The following is a 17,166-nucleotide window of genomic DNA, read 5'->3' on the forward strand; positions in this document are numbered from 1 at the left end:
TTTATTATGACAAAGTCTTTTATGTAAAATATACGATTTTCCGATAAACGAATATTCGTAGACAATGAAAAGCAATAGCCTTTAACGCTATTGCTTTATAGATCTTCAAATAGTTGGGTTAACAAAATTTTAAAGAACCATAACAGTTGGTTGAAACTTCTTGGTTCGTTAATTTTAAATTTTGAAGTGTTAATCTTGCTGGATTTGTGGCCGTATATGGACCAATATCAATATTCAGAGTTTTGGTAATTGGCGCACTGACTAATGCTGTAATTGCATCTCCAAGTCCTAAATCAATTGGATTATCTGCTAATTGTTTAGTAATCAGAACTGCTAATTGTGGCAAAACGGGAGAAATGTCAACTTTATCCCCACCTTTTAAATAGCCTAGCTGCACAGGATCAGCAAAAGACATCCACCACCCCTTTTGAGCAACATCAGTTTTTGTCATTTGGTTTAATGTCTTACCAGTAGTATCAGATGAATCCACATAACTTCCTGGCCATAGTAAAGCCATTTGTTGCAAACTTAAATAACCACCTGTTCCTTGTAAGGGAATATTATGAAACATACTTAAAGCCTGATTAAAAGTTACATTTAAATTTAAATTACTTAAATTTGAACCTTGACCCATTTTGAAAGTTGCATCACATAACCATAAAATACATGACTCAGCATTATGATTACCCGTATCTCTTAAATTTACTTTTAATTGATCATTTGCCCATTGATTACAATATGTTGCCCCTCCAGTACAATTATCAGGAGTTGCCAAAGGAATTGAAGGAAGTGTTAACAAAATATCTTTTGCTATTGCTGCATTTAGTCGAGAACCATTTACCTGAAATGATGGTAATGTGAAACCTACTCCATTAATTTCAGGAACAGTAATACCTGTTGTACCATTGAGTATATTGTCTTGTGCATTTGGATAACTTTGAATCCATTTATTTATAACCCCCCCTAATAACTTAATATTTCCACCAATTGATTGATCTTTTACCAAACCAAATTTACCACCTAAAGTATCAACTTCCCCTTGTGTCTGTGCTATACGCATAAAGCCACTAAGTGACTGGATACCATCTGTTGAAGAAGGAGTGCTTCCATTGGTTAAACCTGCTGTTAAAAGCCCCGTAATTTTTTCAGCACTAAAACGTAAACCAACAATTTCACGAGTTGAAGCAGAGTTTGGATTTTTTACAGCAAACTCCATGAATGGATTGCTTAATTTTGCGCTAGTAGATGCTCGACCTGCACTTCCGAAATCAGGGGAATTACCACTTGAGGAATCGTAATTTGCAGGTAACCCACTCAATGATAAATTTTTAATATCAACATCACATGCACCAGCACCATTTGCACCACCACAACCTAGCTGCAAGTTTTTAATATTTGCATTTAAGTCCATTTCTGCTTCAAGTCCAAGTTTATAAAAACCAACGTTTGAACCACTACTATATTTACTCATTAAATTAGTAGAATCATTTGGTGCAAGATAAGCTAGACTCATCAAAGCTTGGCCTGTGGTTTCAGACAGTTGTTCATCTGACATACTTTTTAAAGTTGTTGGTTCTGCATATACATTAAATACTGCCAAAGTACTTAAAGAAAAAAGTGTTAAACACAAAGGTCTTATTTTCAGCATGAACATCTCCTTATCCTTAGACCATGTTCAAAATTGTGAATCTCTATTATTTTAATAACGCAGCCAGTTCTTAGATAAATCTCATAAAATTTAGGCTGTTAGCGCTACAAAAATGTATTTTAGTTTTCAATAGAGAAATATATTGTGATTAATCTATCACAATATATTTCTGTTAAGACTAAATTTCCGACAAAATGATTGTAATTTTTATTGAAAAATTATGATGCTATAAAATAAAAAAACTCTAAAACTCATTACAAGGAAAAATCCACGCAAATTCAACTATCAACCCAAAGCTAAGGACGTCTATAAAATCGATGGCTATTCAGAATTGGTTTTTATTTAGAGCAAGATTCAAAACAAATTGGAATAAATTTAAATGGTGTAGATAAAGACTATATTAATAATACAGCACTATAAGAATCAGTTTCTAAATTTTTGGTCTTATAGATAGCCATCTAGTATTATTTACAGGAACTTATCAGCCAATGGAAACACTTATCTTTGACAGCCACTAACTGACTTTAAAATACTCTTCCAACACCAAAGATATCTGTGGTAATCGTATTTAACATATAAAAACCCACAAAAGTGGGTTTTAAAATATTTATACAGAAAATTAATTCATCAAAATATTAAAGCTTTCTGAAATCGCTATAACGTGATAAAACTAACAGAATTTTAATGAGCCATAGCAGTTCGATACTACATTTTGAGAAGTCAAGATCAGATTTGACAAAGGTATATTTACTCGTTGACCACTTAAATCAATATTTGGCAATGTTTTTGTAATACCACTTCCAAATAATGCATTTATACCATCAGCACTATCAACTGAAACTTTATAAGGTGCAGTAGCAAGATATGTACCTAAAATTGACGCTACTTGGCTATATACTGAAGAAATATCAACTTCTCCTTGCGGGTTTAACTTACCTAAATTAATTGGATCTTGCATAGATAACCACCATCCATTTTGAGCAACCTCTTTAGCTCCGGGCCACTGGATTTGCCCCGCTTGCAATGACAAATAACCTGCACTACTGATTGGTATATTATGGATATAGCCTAACCCTTCACTAAACTGAATATCCCCTTTTAAATTAACTAGATTTGTATTTAGTTTAATAAAAGTATCTTGTTTTGCACATATGCCTAAAATCTTAATACAATCAGCCATATGAACACCTAATTGCCCAGCTGTTTCAGTCAAAGGAATAGCAGGAATATCCGTGACAGCTAGTACATTTGCTGACTTCATACGATTGCCCAGTACTTGTGCATTATTAATAACAAAGTCTGCTTTTAGTGAAGGAATCACAATTCCTTTATTATCACTGTTCACATTACCAGCTGTATACTTTTGATTACTACCACAACCACTAGTACACAACGGAGGTAAAACATTTACATCCGCATAAGATGTAACTTGTTCAGAATTTTTTAAACCAAACGTTGATTGCGCGGTCGTTGCTGTACCATACCCACTAATTTGCATGAAACCAGATAATGTATTGATTCCATTAGGTGTATTATTATTAGTTCCAGCCGACAATAGACCGACTATTTTATCAGCACTTAATCGTAAACCAACTATTTCCCTTGTAGACGCTTTATCCGGGTTCTTTATTGCAAACTCAAGAAATGGATTAGTTAGTACTGCATCTGAAGAGGCTCTTTCTTCGTTAGTCATAGCGACATTCCCGTCACTATTTAATTTTAAGCCGCTCAAACTTAAATTATCAATATCAATGTCACAATCTCCAGCACCATTCATACCACCACAACCAAGTTGTAATTTTTTTATGTTCGCATTTATTGATACTTCTGCTTCTAAGCCTAATTTATAAAAACCAACATTTTTCGCACCATTCACTCGCTGAGATTCAAGATTGCTAGCATCTGTAGGTGCTGTATACGTCAAACTCATCAATGCTTGACCTGTCGTTTCTGATAATTGCTCATCAGTCAGTGCTTGTAATGTTGCAGCATAAGTAGCATTTATCCCTAAACCACTCAATGCTAGCAATACAAAACTTAAATATTTTCTTTGGGACATCTTACGCTTCCATCCTTAGCAAAGCTTGACCTTATTACTTATGTTAAATTACCCTTCGAGATAAGAATAAATAACATGATATAAATTACATTTAGATTTAATGTTTATTTGTATCATAGATCGAAATTCAGACCGAATAAAAATTTGTATTTTCCGATAAAAAACAATAATTTCACATAAATTAAAATTTTATTTAACTAAACTTAACTCTCATTCTATTATAAAATTTTTATTATAAAATAATGTCTAAATCATATTTATTATGTTGGTGAACACATAAAGAAGCAAGTGATATACACTTGCTTCTTTCATCTCATTTTTTAATTTAAGCTTTAGGTAAGGTTACCCCAACCTGACCTTGGTATTTACCACCACGATCTTTATAAGAAGTTTCACAGACTTCATCAGATTCAAAAAACAGCATTTGAGCAACACCTTCACCAGCATAAATACGTGCAGGTAAATTCGTTGTATTTGAAAACTCTAATGTTACATGACCTTCCCACTCGGGTTCAAGAGGTGTGACGTTTACAATGATACCGCAACGAGCATAAGTCGATTTACCTAAGCAGATCGTCAAAACATTACGAGGAATACGGAAATATTCAACTGTACGTGCTAATGCAAATGAATTTGGAGGGATGATACAGACATCAGACTCAATATCGATAAAACTACGCTCATCGAAATTTTTAGGGTCTACAATGGCAGAGTGAACATTGGTAAAGACTTTAAACTCACGTGCACAACGTACATCATAACCATAGCTAGATACGCCATAAGAAATTAGCTTTTCACCTTGTTCATCATAACGCACTTGGTTTTCTGCATAAGGTTCAATCATACCGTGCTTTTCGCTCATTTCACGAATCCAACGATCAGACTTAATTGCCATTTATCTCTATCCCAAAACTGTGCTATTTACTGCGCTGTACTTTAACTGAAATTGCTTTTGAAAGGAATGTTTATGACGAAATAGAGCAACCCAAGTCTGTAAGTAAACGTACAAACTTAAGTTTAACTAACATCGATTTTTAAAGGCTTAAAAGTGCTGAATAGCTCAGAGGTACAGTAAAACTCACTAAAACTAAAGATGCAGTTCTTTGCATATTGCGCTGATTGAGCCACGTCACTTTATTACTGCAAATTACAGAACCAATAAATGTCCAAAAAAATGCAATGGGGATGATTAACAATAAAAACACCAACATATGTGAAGTATAAGCAGATGCATTTTGCCAAACGTATGTTGGGAAAATTGCAGAAGCAAAAAGAAGTGCTTTCGGGTTTAAAAGGGTTGCAAAAAATAACTCACGCGCCCGAATTGTCGCATGACTAAAGTTTTCATCTCGATTTGCTGTACGCCATAATTTTAAAGCAAGAAATAAAATATAACCTGCACTAAATAATTTAAGAATAACAGGTACACTTGGAAACTGTTTAGACACAGATCCAATAATTAATCCCCAAATCGAAATGGAGATCAGATAGCCAAGTGCTTCTGCTGGAATTAATGCAAGAGATTTTCTAATTCCAACTTGAATCCCAGAAGATGCTAAAAGTGTATTGGTTGGTCCTGGTGTCAAAAGAATCGTCACCACCAAGCCAATAAAAAACCATGAAATCATCAAATGACCTCATCAATGGATTGACCGCAGATTAAATCTTTTAAATTGAATTGGCAAAAAAATAATTGTAAGAGAACTTATTAAAGAACATTATCCCAGATTAAAATACATTTAATTTTCAATGCATTGATAACTTAAAATCCGATAAAAACTGCAAAGTCACTGGTCGAAGAAATACTGCTTTATGTCCAAATTTAAACTTAAAAATTAATAATAATATCTTTTAAATCAGTATGTTTATTCCAAAATAGAACATTGATTAGCCATAAAATAAGAAGTAGTTCCAATATAGGCAGACCTAGTTACGAATAGAGGGCTTTTTTAAGTAAATTTTCAGTTTTATTGACTATTCTTTATCCATATTTTTCCCTTACTCATTAGGTTTTTGTCAGAAAGGTTGTCGTTTTTATCTACATTGATGCACAATAGTGACCTTTCTTGCATTTTCTACTTTTATGGCAAAGCATTTTTTTCAGTCTTGGCTCCCGAGTCCAGAGCGAGTCAACAATTTGAAATTCATGAAGATTTTTGGCGATAAAGCCTTAAGTCCTCAGCTTTGGTATGTCAATCGAAAATCGATTTCTAAGGCAATGTTTATTGGCACGTTTTGGGGCATCTTGCCTATTCCATTCCACACCTTATTAATTATTTTTTCAGTATTATTCTTTGAAGCAAACCTACCCATTGGTTTAATTTTAGCTTGGATCATGAATCCCTTAACTATTGTCCCGATTTTGATTTTTGCCTTTTGGATTGGTTCCAAAATTTATCATGTACATATGATCAATAAGGAAATGCTACTCGGCGTTTTCCATCAAATCATTCATTGGATCAAAAACTTTGGACACGGACATATTGACTTTAGCCTAGCTAAAATTCTTGCGACGGGTTTGTTTATTGAAGCATTTGTATTTGCATCGCTACTCTTTATTGTGACACGTATTTATTGGCGTTGGAGCGTGATTAAGAAGTGGAATAACCGTAAAAAGCAGCCAAATACTCTCTAAGCAAGCTCCAACTTATTCTGGTAAAACTTTACTTCAAAGTGGCTTGTTTAGCTTTCATGTATTCAACAACGATATCTAAAACATAATGCTGGCATGCTTCTCCAGTACCTGGGTCATATGCGCCCCCGTTGGTAATATTGTTCGATAAAATACGAACACCAAGGAATGGTACTTTATATTGGCTGGCAATCTGTGCTACCGATGCCGCCTCCATTTCCTCTACAGAAGTGCCATAATTTTTATGGAAAAATGCAATTCGATCTAATTCATTGTTCCATACATCAGCTGAACCAATAGTACCTTCAACCACACGACCCTTACTATAATTAGTTTTTGCACGCTGCGCTGCCAATAACAGCTCTTTATCTGCTTCAAATTTACGAATCGCAATCGGTTCAGGATCAGACTCATCCGTAGGAAGCACATCAAAAGCTTCTGTCCATTCAAGAGAATTCGAACCCTCTCCAACAGCTTTTTTAGGTGTTCTAAATGCACCAATATTGGTGGTGTAACGACCTAAAACAATATCATAGACATTAAGATCTGGATCATGGCCACCCGATGTTCCTTGGTTAATAATTGCGATAGGTTTATAACGTTCAATCGCAATTGCTGTTGCAGCAGCAGAGTTGCTCATTCCCATTCTTGTTTTAGAGATAATCACAGGATACCCTTGATAGCTACCCTTCCAAAACGTCCAGCCACCAAAAGTTTCAACTGTAGAATTGCTTAGTTTTGAGGCCATTTGCTCAGACTCTACAGGTAATGCACCTTGAATGACGATGGGTTGTAAAGTTTTCTGGGTCGTTGAATTAGAACTTGTTTTATCTGAATCACTATCGTTACATGCAGCCAAGAACATCGAACTACAGATTCCCAAAGCACATAAAAAATTTTTTAATAGCATGGTCTACTCAATGGTTTAAATTAGAAATTATACCTAAGCAATGAATATACCAGTTGATCAATTTTCTATATTTTTATATCGATATTAAAGAGAAGACGATTTAAATTCTATTATTGAATTAAGAATATTTTTAATCATTTTAGCATAGTACGCTGATTAGCCCTATTTTACCTTACTCCTCATATTTAGCATTAATTATTTGATTTTTAAGGATACTAAAAATGGGCAGTGCGTATAAAATCTTATTATCGAGTAAGTTTAAATATTTCATTGATTCATTCTCAATTTTCCTCTCTTTAATTCGGTCTCTAAAATAAAGAGAGGACGCTTTTGAAGTTGATTCTTAGAAAATTCTATGTGGATCTTTTTCGGCTTTAGGTAAAGCTTGTGCAATTTTTTCAGCAATAGCCATATAGTTTTCTGCAGCAACATCTCCTGCAATTACAGAAGGCTTGCCTGCATCAGCATTTTCACGGATTTGAACATTTAAAGGCAATCGACCCAGCAACGGGATATTATATTGCTCAGACAATTGATCTCCACCACCTGTACCAAAAATTTGTTCTTCATGACCACAGTTTGAGCAAATATGCGTTGACATATTTTCTACAACCCCCATGACAGGAATATGTACTTTATTAAACAATTCAATACCTTTAACTGCATCCATTAACGCAACATTCTGAGGTGTTGTCACAATCACGGCACCTGTCACAGGAATACGTTGGGCAAGGGTTAATTGGATATCTCCTGTACCAGGTGGCATATCAATGACTAGAACATCTAAATCAGGCCATAGCGCTTGATTAAACAGTTGCATCAATGCACCTGTAGCTTTTGCACCACGCCAAGCAACTGGCGTATTTTCTTTCCCAATTAAATGACCGATCGAAAGTACCGCCATTCCATAAGCTTCTAGTGGAACAAAATTTTCACCTTCAATTTTAGGTGTTTGTCCTGCATTCCCCAACATTGTTGGAATACTTGGACCATAAATATCAGCATCTAAAACCCCGACTTTTAAGCCTAGTTTGTGCAAAGCCAATGCGATATTTACTGTGGTGGTTGATTTACCCACACCACCTTTACCCGATGATATAAGGATGACATTTTGAATTCGAGGATGCTTCGGAATATCTCGTTGTTGTGGTGCTGCTTTTTGAATTGGCGGATTATTAGGATCTACTTGTGTGTTTGCCATTTTAGCAGAAGCATCAACAACAGGAGGAAGATTAGTGTGTTCAGCTTTTGGCTTTGAAGAGCAACTATGTCCTGCTTTTCCATGCTGATCACTAGCACAACTCGAATCATGTTGAATTTTTTGTTGAATCACATGCAGATTCAACTCTTGAATACCGCACTTCTCCAATTCATCTGCAAGATCATCATGAATTTTTTGTAAATGATCTGCTTCTTCAGGATAAGTATTAATTGTCAGTTGTAATACCCGACCTACAACATTGACTTGGGTAATACGTTCTTTTAAAACACTGGAATTTGGCAAAATATAGTTTTGCAAAACAGATTGGACTTCTTCCTCTTTCACCTCCTGTGCAGGAGAAAAAACTGATTTAAGCGAAGAAAGCCACGACATAGATTTGCTCCAAATTTGCAAATACAATAAATACTGAGACAGCTAGTTTAACTGTAAATTGACGTGAGGTTAAGTAAACTTCTATTCAGCTTTTTGAATGTCGTTATTAATCCTACTTATTTAGTTGGTTTTAATATCCAAAATAGTCCATTTAATTATTTTATCTGCTTGTTCAGAATGAACTTTTAGTTTTTATCATTTAGATTTCTATGGCAAACTCTGTGTTAATAATTCCCATACAAATACTGGATAAAAAAATAGCTATAGTCACATTGGGTCAATAACAACTTTATATAATTTTTGACAATAATAAGATCAATCTATGGAGTTTCTATTATTTTTATCTTTAATCATTTCAAGTTTAGCTTTTGCTAGAACGTCTACAACTTCCAACTGCGTACGTACATCTTAAGCATTAAGCACAATTGGTTTCTGTAGGTGATAGTTTGACGGAAATGTCATCACGTATTGACCAATCTCCAATTTCAATGAACACTTATGAACGTACAAAAAGAAAATAACAGTGACAGTATCTAACTATACCTATGAGATTGATCATTTAAATGATAGTTTTACTGTGGTGAATAATCAGATTTATGAAATTGAGTGGATTTGTAAAAAATATTAACTACAAGGTATCACTGAACAGCGTGACGCTGTTCAGTGATTGTTCCATTTAATTTTCATCATCTTTTTTGTGCTTCAAATCATTTACAGCTTGCTCACCTTTAAGCAGTGTTTCTTTTGCTTTATGTTTGAGGTCATCTGCAACCTTTTCAGCACCTAATTTTGCTTCTTTGGCTTTTAACTTAACGTCATCAATTACTTCAGAAGCTTTGTTTTTTAAATCGTCTAAATTTGTCATGATTTTCTTCCTATTTAATTAAGTCTCACCCTAGTTATAACAACAGAAACTCCATAAAATGTAAAAAGATGCATTTCTTTAACAATTCATACACAGTTTGTATCGATGTGTTTTTTTGTTTCAAAATGAATAAAATAGCTTATTCTGATTGATTGAAAAATCCTTCAATTAAAACAAACACTGAGTCTATTTAATGCAACAAATAATGAAAGAAAAAATTATCCGAGTCTGTAATGATAAAATTGCCAAAAAGGGAGATGATGTTGGTTTATCCTTTTATGCATTCTTTGCCAATAAAAATGATGATCCTGAAACCTTAATGCAAGTGGCAGAATGGTGGATTAAAACCCATCAATTTGATCATTTTGAAAAGGCAATAAAAATTAAGAAAATGATCAAAAATGAAGATTAAGTATTCATTTTTTTAAACAATTCATCATAATGCTGCATATGGGTAAAAATTCCATCTTGTCTTCTATGTTGATCAATTTTCGGAACTAAATCCTGAAAATGGAAGGATTGAACATGGGCGTCTAAAGCAGCACGATCAATCCATTCCTCAATAAATACAAAATGCCCTCTGTTGCGTAAATCATGATATAAATCATAGGCAATACAGCCTGCTTCTTGTTTGGTTTTCTCAACTAACTCTTTATATAATGGTAAAACTAAATCAATTTTATCCACTTGGATAAAGTCTTCGGCAATCAGTTTAAGCATGGATGATTTCTTATTGATATCAAAGCTTGAACATAACATGAAATGTTAACCTATAGGCAATCATTCAATTAAACCCAATGATGCACTTGTTTTCTAAATATCTTCTGAGTATTAAATTTTTTATTTAAAATTAAGTAAACAGCATTTCCGAAGCTTAAACCTATACAAAACGGGAGCAATAACAGTAAATAAACCAAAATTAAATAACTCAATACCTCGATAAAGCTATATAGAGCACCATCTAAACATAAAACTAAGAATAAAAAACTTAGCATCATGATAAAGATCAAAGTTATAGATTTTATAATTTGTGTTGTTTCGATGATTTTTTGAGGTGCTTTAAATACTTTAAAAATAACTGTGTAGCTAAAACACCCGACCAGCAGAAAAAACGGGGTGAGATAAAACACGACTTGAATACCCTGTGTTGGGCTTCGTTCTGAAGCCGAAATAAATAAATCACCTTGATAAAAATATAGAAAAAAACAAAATGGCACAACTAAACTGAGAACAGCCGCCAAACTGGCAATTGCTGAGGCAACAAATACATACCAAGACCGCATGATTTTCTCCTTCTTCGATCTTGGTGTTAGTTTCTAAAATTAAAATGTAGCGTGTTTGATTAGGATGTGAAGTTTAGGTGAAGAATCATCACGATTCGAACTTTATGATCGGACATTTCGCATAAAACTGACTGCCGCAAACAGCCAAATAAACAATACGAAACTGCGCTCCTGATTAAAATGATTCAAATCTGTACCATGTAGAATGTTATGCCGGGTCATGCTTACCGTTGAGCTGCTATCCATCTTATAAGCAGCCAACTCTAAAAAATAATGATTCAATTCATTGGCAATTTTAGCTTTATGCCACAAACTTTTAATCTCATGACCTTTTAACCCAGGAACGATTTTATAGACATCAATAAACTTGGTGTCCTGTTGTTTTAAATAACCATTTTGAACTAAAACAGCTGTTAACAAACCTTCCAATTGGGCATAAAGCAATGGAATACATCCCGCATACAACTCTAATTGATAGAGTTTAAAGCTTTGTTCTAACACAGCTTGATATTGTGGCTTCTGCTCGCCCAACGCTAATTGATCAAAAGCTTTAAACATTTCAGACTGAAAAAACTCACTGTTGATCACATCTAAAAGATTAAACTGAGTAATATCTTTAGCTTCATGTATCAATTGCCAAAAATACAATAGATTAAGAGCGTCATTGGCAATTTTAGTCCCAACAGGCTGATTCAATTGATTGGCTAAAACTTCAAAATAAGCCTCCTCCTGAGCAAACCCATTGAGTGTTTCAATAAGATACTGATGTTCATTTTCTGAAATATCTTCAAAATAGCGTTCAGCTTGTTTCAGAATATTTTTTTCAATTAGATTTTTACTATTTTGATTTTGTGGAATACGGATTACAGGCTGGTCATCATCAAAATATTCATCATCAATCATAGATTTATTGCTCTTGGGAAATACACGAATACACCATTCTATAATAATGAATTGGCAGTTATAAGAATAAGCATAAAAATCTACATTTGAAAAGAATTCACCTATTCTGTTGTGCATCTTCATAGCAATTACGCTAAAATCAATGCCCTTGCATTAACTTTGAGAAAGAGAGTTATATCCGTGCGAAATATTTTAGTCACTAACGCCCTTCCATACGCAAATGGTCCTATTCATATGGGTCACCTACTCGGCTACATCCAAGCAGATATCTGGGTTCGTGCCATGCGTGCAATGGGTCATGAAGTGACTTATGTCTGCGCGGATGATGCGCACGGTACAGCAATCATGCTCCGTGCAGAAGCAAATGGGATTAGTCCAGAAGTACAAATTGCCAATGTGCAAAAAGAGCATATCCGTGATTTTGATGGCTTTGGGGTACATTTCGATCACTATGATTCAACCAATAGCGATGAAAATAAAGCACGCTCGGAAGAAATCTATATTAAAAACCGTGAGGCAGGCAATATTGCGATTCGTCCTGTTACTCAGTTGTTTGATCCTGAAAAAAGCATGTTCTTGTCAGACCGTTTCATTAAAGGGACTTGCCCAAAATGTAAATCAGAAGATCAGTATGGAGACTCTTGCGAAGTGTGTGGTACGACCTATAATGCGACAGAGCTATTAAATCCACGCTCAACATTAAGTGGTGCCACACCTGTTGAAAAATCATCAGATCATTATTTCTTTAAACTTCCAAACTTTGCTGAATACTTGCAAAAATGGACGCGTGATGAAGGTCGCTTACCTGTTTCGATCGCCAATAAGTTAGATGAATGGTTTGAAAATGGTCTAAACGATTGGGATATCTCTCGTGATGCACCTTATTTCGGCTTTGAAATTCCAGATGCACCTAATAAATATTTCTATGTTTGGGTTGATGCCCCGATTGGCTATATGTCAAGTTTTGAAAATTACATCAAAACGAAACGCCCAGAATTAAGCTTTGACGACTACTGGAAAAAAGATTCTAAAAATGAGGTGTATCACTTCATTGGTAAAGACATTGTATATTTCCATGCATTGTTCTGGCCTGCGATGTTAGAAGGTGCAAATTACCGCACCCCTACAGGTTTATTTGTAAATGGTTTCTTGACTGTAAATGGTCAAAAAATGTCAAAATCGCGTGGCACATTTATTAAAGCTGAAACCTATTTACAGCACTTAAATCCTGAATATTTACGTTATTACTTTGCATCAAAACTCTCTGATAAAGTTGAAGATTCTGATTTAAATCTTGATGACTTTGTACAAAAAGTAAACTCAGATTTAGTAGGAAAAGTTGTGAATATTGCCAGTCGTTGTGCAAAATTCATTAACAGCAATTTTAACAATCGCTTGTCTGCAACATGTGCTGAACCTGAACTGGTTCAAAGCTTTATTGATGCGGGTGACTCGATTGCTCAATCTTATGAAGCTCGTGAGTTTTCAACCGCTATACGTGAAATCATGGCACTTGCTGATCGTGCAAATCAGTATATTGATGAGAAAAAACCATGGGCTTTGGCGAAACAAGAAGGTCAGGAACAACAAGTTCATGATGTCTGTTCTGTTGGAATCAACCTATTCCGTCAATTGGCTGTTTACTTGGCACCAGTACTTCCAACTTTGGCAACACAAGTTCAAGACTTCTTAAAACTTGAAAGTTTTGATTTTGCTTCAGGAAAAACGGTTTTAGTTGCGCATGAAATTGCTCAATTCCAGCCATTGATGCAACGTGTTGATCCAAAAGCAGTTGCTGCAATGGTTGATGCATCAAAAGAATCTTTAGCTGCGGTAACACCAGCGAAAGCAGAAAAGAAAACTGAAAAAACCAAAGAGAAAAAGCCTGAAGCCAAAGTGGGTGAAGCAGAAATCATTACGATTGATGACTTTATCAAAGTTGACTTGCGTGTTGCTGAAGTCTTAGAAGCAGCAATAGTAGAAGGTTCTGATAAGTTGCTTCAATTGACTCTAAATGTTGGTGAAGCTGAACCACGTAATGTATTCAGTGGGATTCGTGAGTTCTACAAACCTGAAGACTTAACTGGCAAATTGGTGGTTATGGTTGCAAACCTTGCTCCGCGTAAAATGCGTTTTGGTATTTCAAATGGTATGGTGCTTGCTGCTGGAAATGGTGATGGTGTTTGGGTGATTTCACCTGAATCTGGTGCAAAACCAGGTGATAAAGTTTCTTAATTATTGATTGTCTCATCCTAGACGATCATAAATCACTAAAAGGCTTCTTCGGAAGTCTTTTTTTATACTAATGTTTTACTATACTATCATTATAAAAATGAAAAAAGGGCTAGCCTCAATATGGATATGTCAAAAAATAACAAAAGAAAAATATCTGCATTTATCCTCTGTGGTCCATTCATCGGTACATTTATTATAGCAATCACATTTCACAGCGAAATTATTTTTTATAATCCAATGCGGTTTTTAAAAGGACTCATTACACCATCTATTATATTTCCAATGATCGCTGCATTCATCTTGATTACTCCATTTGGTTATCTCCTAGGGTGCATTCCAGCTATCATTACCAATCTCTTATTTAAACACTTTTTTGCAAGTAAATTAGCCTTAGCCTCTTGGCGTTATAGTTTAATCTATGGGTGTCTTTTAGGCTTTATGCTAGCTCCTTTTATTCTTATCATCGCTATAGTTACGCCTTCCCCTTTATTTACTTTTCTTTACCTCCAGTTTGTCCTTATACTACCAACAACGCTGATTTGTACTTTTATTGAATGGATAAGAGCCAGAAATCGTCAGAATATAAACGAATGACCTCACATAGCTGATTCGATCATTGTGCATATTAATAAAAAATTCGCTTACAAAAGTAGATTTTTTTTCATATATAAAAAGCGCCGTGATGAACCAATCCATGTTAAAAAATAATTCGTTAAATTAATTTTGATCAAATCCAATGAAAAAAACTGCCCTATCATTATCAGTCCTTTTATTCGGCTTATTCCCTCTTACATCACAAGCAGAAGTCACCAAAACATTGCCGATCATTGAACAACAAGCGCAAGTAGCAGGGTTTTACCAACATCAGCTGGGCAATACACAAATTACCGCCTTGCTAGATGGCACCAACTTTATGTCTCCCACACTATTTAAAGATATTTCACAGGACAAGGTTCAAGAAATTTTAAAGAAATATCATGCAGATCAAGCCAAAGGTGTACAAACATCGGTGAATGCATTTTTAGTTAACACAGGTAAATCACTGGTTTTGGTGGATAGTGGTACTGCAGATTGTTTCGGTGCGCATCTAGGCTCTGTATTAAAAAATCTCAAAGCTTCAGGTCATCAACCTGAACAAGTCAATACGATTTTACTGACACATTTACATCCTGATCATTCCTGTGGTGTCAGTAAAAATGGCATAGCAAACTACCCAAATGCCACTATCTATGTCTCTGAAGATGAAGAAAATTATTGGTTGAATCCGAAACAGGCTGAAAAAATAGCACAAGATAAACGTGCCAATTACTTAGCAACTGTAGAAAAGATCAAAGCCGCCCTTGCACCCTATCAAGCTAAAAAGCAGTTTAAAACATTTAAACTGGGTGACAACATCAATGGATTTGAAGTAATCAACACAGCAGGTCATACCCCAGGACATTTTAGTTACAAACTAAAAACAACGGGTGAAGATATTGTTTTTATTGGGGATATTGTCCACTCTCATACAGTACAATTCGATAAACCTGAAACAGCAATAGAATATGATATTGACCCGAAAACAGCTGTTCAAACCCGATTAAAGCAGTTTGCTGATTATGCAAAACGTGGACAAACCATCGCAGCACCCCATTTGCCTTTCCCGGGCATTGGACATATTTACTCAGCAGATGGGAAGAGCTATCAATGGATTCCTGTTCATTTTAAATGATTAATGATTTTATTGTTTAAGTAGAATCTTTTTAATGATCTTTAAAAGCTCCTGCTAAGGCTAGAGCTTTTATTTTGCTTCTTAATTTCTTATCTTTTTCTTTCATCTGGGCATAAAAAACACCCCGTTCTCGTTAGAGAACGGGGTGTTTTAGATTTAAAAGCTGGCGATGACTTACTCTCACATGGGTAACCCCACACTACCATCAGCGCTAAGAGGTTTCACTTCTGAGTTCGGGAAGGGATCAGGTGGTTCACTCTTGCTATTGTCGCCAGCAAACTGTTATGGACTTGTTCGGGTCTTATTTAAATGCCTTACTTCGTACCAAATGAGTTTAACAGAACATTTGAGTTGGGTATTGTAACTAGCTTTACAACTAAATCAAGTATGTTTGATCTTTTATGAATCAAATGATGCTTCGTATACAACTGCTTGGGTGTTGTATAGTCAAGCCTCACGAGCAATTAGTATTGGTCAGCTTCATGCGTCACCGCACTTCCACATCCAACCTATCAACGTCGTAGTCTTCAACGGCTCTTTAGAGGACATAAAGTCCTAGGGAAATCTTATCTTGAGGTAGGCTTCCCGCTTAGATGCTTTCAGCGGTTATCCCTTCCGAACATAGCTACCCGGCGATGCGACTGGCGTCACAACCGGTACACCAGAGGTTCGTCCACTCTGGTCCTCTCGTACTAGGAGCAGATCCTCTCAAATTTCCAACGCCCACGGTAGATAGGGACCGAACTGTCTCACGACGTTCTAAACCCAGCTCGCGTACCTCTTTAAATGGCGAACAGCCATACCCTTGGGACCTGCTTCAGCCCCAGGATGAGATGAGCCGACATCGAGGTGCCAAACACCGCCGTCGATATGAACTCTTGGGCGGTATCAGCCTGTTATCCCCAGAGTACCTTTTATCCGTTGAGCGATGGCCCTTCCATACAGAACCACCGGATCACTAAGACCTACTTTCGTACCTGCTCGACTTGTGGGTCTCGCAGTTAAGCGCGCTTTTGCCTTTATACTCTACGCGTGATTTCCGACCACGCTGAGCGCACCTTCGTACTCCTCCGTTACTCTTTAGGAGGAGACCGCCCCAGTCAAACTACCCACCAGACATGGTCCTCGTCCCGGATAACGGGACAGAGTTAGAACCTCAATATTACCAGGGTGGTATTTCAAGGATGGCTCCATAGCAACTGGCGTCACTACTTCAAAGCCTCCCACCTATCCTACACAAGTAAGATCAAAGTTCAATGTCAAGCTGCAGTAAAGGTTCACGGGGTCTTTCCGTCTAGCCGCGGGTACACCGCATCTTCACGGCGA

Annotated in this window: 15 protein-coding genes and 2 rRNA genes; 5 read left to right on the forward strand and 12 right to left on the reverse strand. The window is 35.8% G+C overall.

All coding sequences use genetic code 11. From position 1 onward, the window contains the following. Positions 1-118: 118 nt before the first annotated feature. The 4 genes from ACG916_RS19420 to ACG916_RS19435 form a co-directional block, all read right to left on the reverse strand. Positions 119-1,648: a hypothetical protein gene (locus tag ACG916_RS19420; protein WP_419329183.1), complete on the reverse strand. Its 1,530-nt coding sequence runs from the start codon at positions 1,646-1,648 to the stop codon at positions 119-121. Positions 1,649-2,318: 670 nt separating this feature from the next. Beyond that, a complete protein-coding gene (locus ACG916_RS19425) occupies positions 2,319-3,707 on the reverse strand; it encodes a hypothetical protein (RefSeq protein WP_419329181.1) in 1,389 nt (462 codons plus the stop codon). A 325-nt stretch (positions 3,708-4,032) separates the two neighbouring features. After that, on the reverse strand, positions 4,033-4,602 hold the full coding sequence (dcd, locus tag ACG916_RS19430) for a dCTP deaminase (RefSeq protein WP_056515236.1): 570 nt from the start codon (positions 4,600-4,602) through the stop codon (positions 4,033-4,035). Between the two features lie 139 nt (positions 4,603-4,741). Further along, positions 4,742-5,335 (reverse strand): LysE family translocator, encoded by a 594-nt coding sequence (locus ACG916_RS19435; protein ID WP_336954672.1) that lies wholly within the window; start codon positions 5,333-5,335, stop codon positions 4,742-4,744. 455 nt (positions 5,336-5,790) lie between these two features. Between ACG916_RS19435 and ACG916_RS19440 the strand changes: the two genes are divergently transcribed. Further along, on the forward strand, positions 5,791-6,342 hold the full coding sequence (locus ACG916_RS19440; RefSeq protein WP_336954673.1) for a DUF2062 domain-containing protein: 552 nt from the start codon (positions 5,791-5,793) through the stop codon (positions 6,340-6,342). A 28-nt stretch (positions 6,343-6,370) separates the two neighbouring features. Here the strand turns inward: ACG916_RS19440 and ACG916_RS19445 are convergent, their stop codons facing one another. From ACG916_RS19445 to ACG916_RS19455, 3 genes are all read right to left on the reverse strand, one after another. Beyond that, positions 6,371-7,249 carry a 5'-methylthioadenosine/S-adenosylhomocysteine nucleosidase gene (locus ACG916_RS19445; RefSeq protein WP_419329179.1) on the reverse strand — a complete coding sequence of 293 codons (879 nt, stop codon included), beginning with the start codon at positions 7,247-7,249 and terminating at the stop codon, positions 6,371-6,373. Between the two features lie 343 nt (positions 7,250-7,592). Beyond that, complete coding sequence (gene apbC, locus ACG916_RS19450) at positions 7,593-8,843, reverse strand: iron-sulfur cluster carrier protein ApbC (RefSeq protein ID WP_336954676.1); 1,251 nt, start codon at positions 8,841-8,843, stop codon at positions 7,593-7,595. Positions 8,844-9,519: 676 nt separating this feature from the next. Beyond that, positions 9,520-9,708: a hypothetical protein gene (locus ACG916_RS19455; RefSeq protein ID WP_336954677.1), complete on the reverse strand. Its 189-nt coding sequence runs from the start codon at positions 9,706-9,708 to the stop codon at positions 9,520-9,522. A gap of 193 nt (positions 9,709-9,901) precedes the next feature. Between ACG916_RS19455 and ACG916_RS19460 the strand changes: the two genes are divergently transcribed. Further along, complete coding sequence (locus tag ACG916_RS19460) at positions 9,902-10,120, forward strand: DUF6500 family protein (RefSeq protein WP_419329177.1); 219 nt, start codon at positions 9,902-9,904, stop codon at positions 10,118-10,120. Here ACG916_RS19460 and ACG916_RS19465 read toward each other — a convergent pair. The 3 genes from ACG916_RS19465 to ACG916_RS19475 all read right to left on the reverse strand — a co-directional run bounded on the left by ACG916_RS19465 (position 10,117) and on the right by ACG916_RS19475 (position 11,894). Continuing rightward, positions 10,117-10,428 carry a putative quinol monooxygenase gene (locus tag ACG916_RS19465; protein ID WP_336954686.1) on the reverse strand — a complete coding sequence of 104 codons (312 nt, stop codon included), beginning with the start codon at positions 10,426-10,428 and terminating at the stop codon, positions 10,117-10,119. The two genes, ACG916_RS19460 and ACG916_RS19465, sit on opposite strands and share 4 nt — an antisense overlap. A gap of 68 nt (positions 10,429-10,496) precedes the next feature. Then, positions 10,497-10,991 (reverse strand): hypothetical protein, encoded by a 495-nt coding sequence (locus tag ACG916_RS19470; RefSeq protein WP_336954679.1) that lies wholly within the window; start codon positions 10,989-10,991, stop codon positions 10,497-10,499. Between the two features lie 102 nt (positions 10,992-11,093). Further along, entirely contained in the window at positions 11,094-11,894 is an 801-nt protein-coding gene (locus tag ACG916_RS19475; RefSeq protein ID WP_419329175.1) for a hypothetical protein, read from the reverse strand. A 180-nt stretch (positions 11,895-12,074) separates the two neighbouring features. On the opposite strand from ACG916_RS19475, the gene metG reads away from it, so the two are divergent. The 3 genes from metG to ACG916_RS19490 all read left to right on the forward strand — a co-directional run bounded on the left by metG (position 12,075) and on the right by ACG916_RS19490 (position 15,840). After that, on the forward strand, positions 12,075-14,129 hold the full coding sequence (metG, locus tag ACG916_RS19480; RefSeq protein WP_419329173.1) for a methionine--tRNA ligase: 2,055 nt from the start codon (positions 12,075-12,077) through the stop codon (positions 14,127-14,129). A gap of 120 nt (positions 14,130-14,249) precedes the next feature. After that, positions 14,250-14,723 carry a hypothetical protein gene (locus ACG916_RS19485; protein WP_336954683.1) on the forward strand — a complete coding sequence of 158 codons (474 nt, stop codon included), beginning with the start codon at positions 14,250-14,252 and terminating at the stop codon, positions 14,721-14,723. A 142-nt stretch (positions 14,724-14,865) separates the two neighbouring features. After that, entirely contained in the window at positions 14,866-15,840 is a 975-nt protein-coding gene (locus ACG916_RS19490) for an MBL fold metallo-hydrolase (protein WP_419329171.1), read from the forward strand. Positions 15,841-16,001: 161 nt separating this feature from the next. Here ACG916_RS19490 and rrf read toward each other — a convergent pair. Both rrf and ACG916_RS19500 read right to left on the reverse strand, forming a co-directional pair. Next, positions 16,002-16,116, reverse strand: a 5S ribosomal RNA gene (gene rrf / locus ACG916_RS19495). A 167-nt stretch (positions 16,117-16,283) separates the two neighbouring features. After that, positions 16,284-17,166: ribosomal RNA gene (locus ACG916_RS19500) — 23S ribosomal RNA — on the reverse strand; the annotation flags it as partial.

The organism is Acinetobacter legionensis (genome assembly GCF_048552295.1).
Lineage (GTDB): Bacteria > Pseudomonadota > Gammaproteobacteria > Pseudomonadales > Moraxellaceae > Acinetobacter.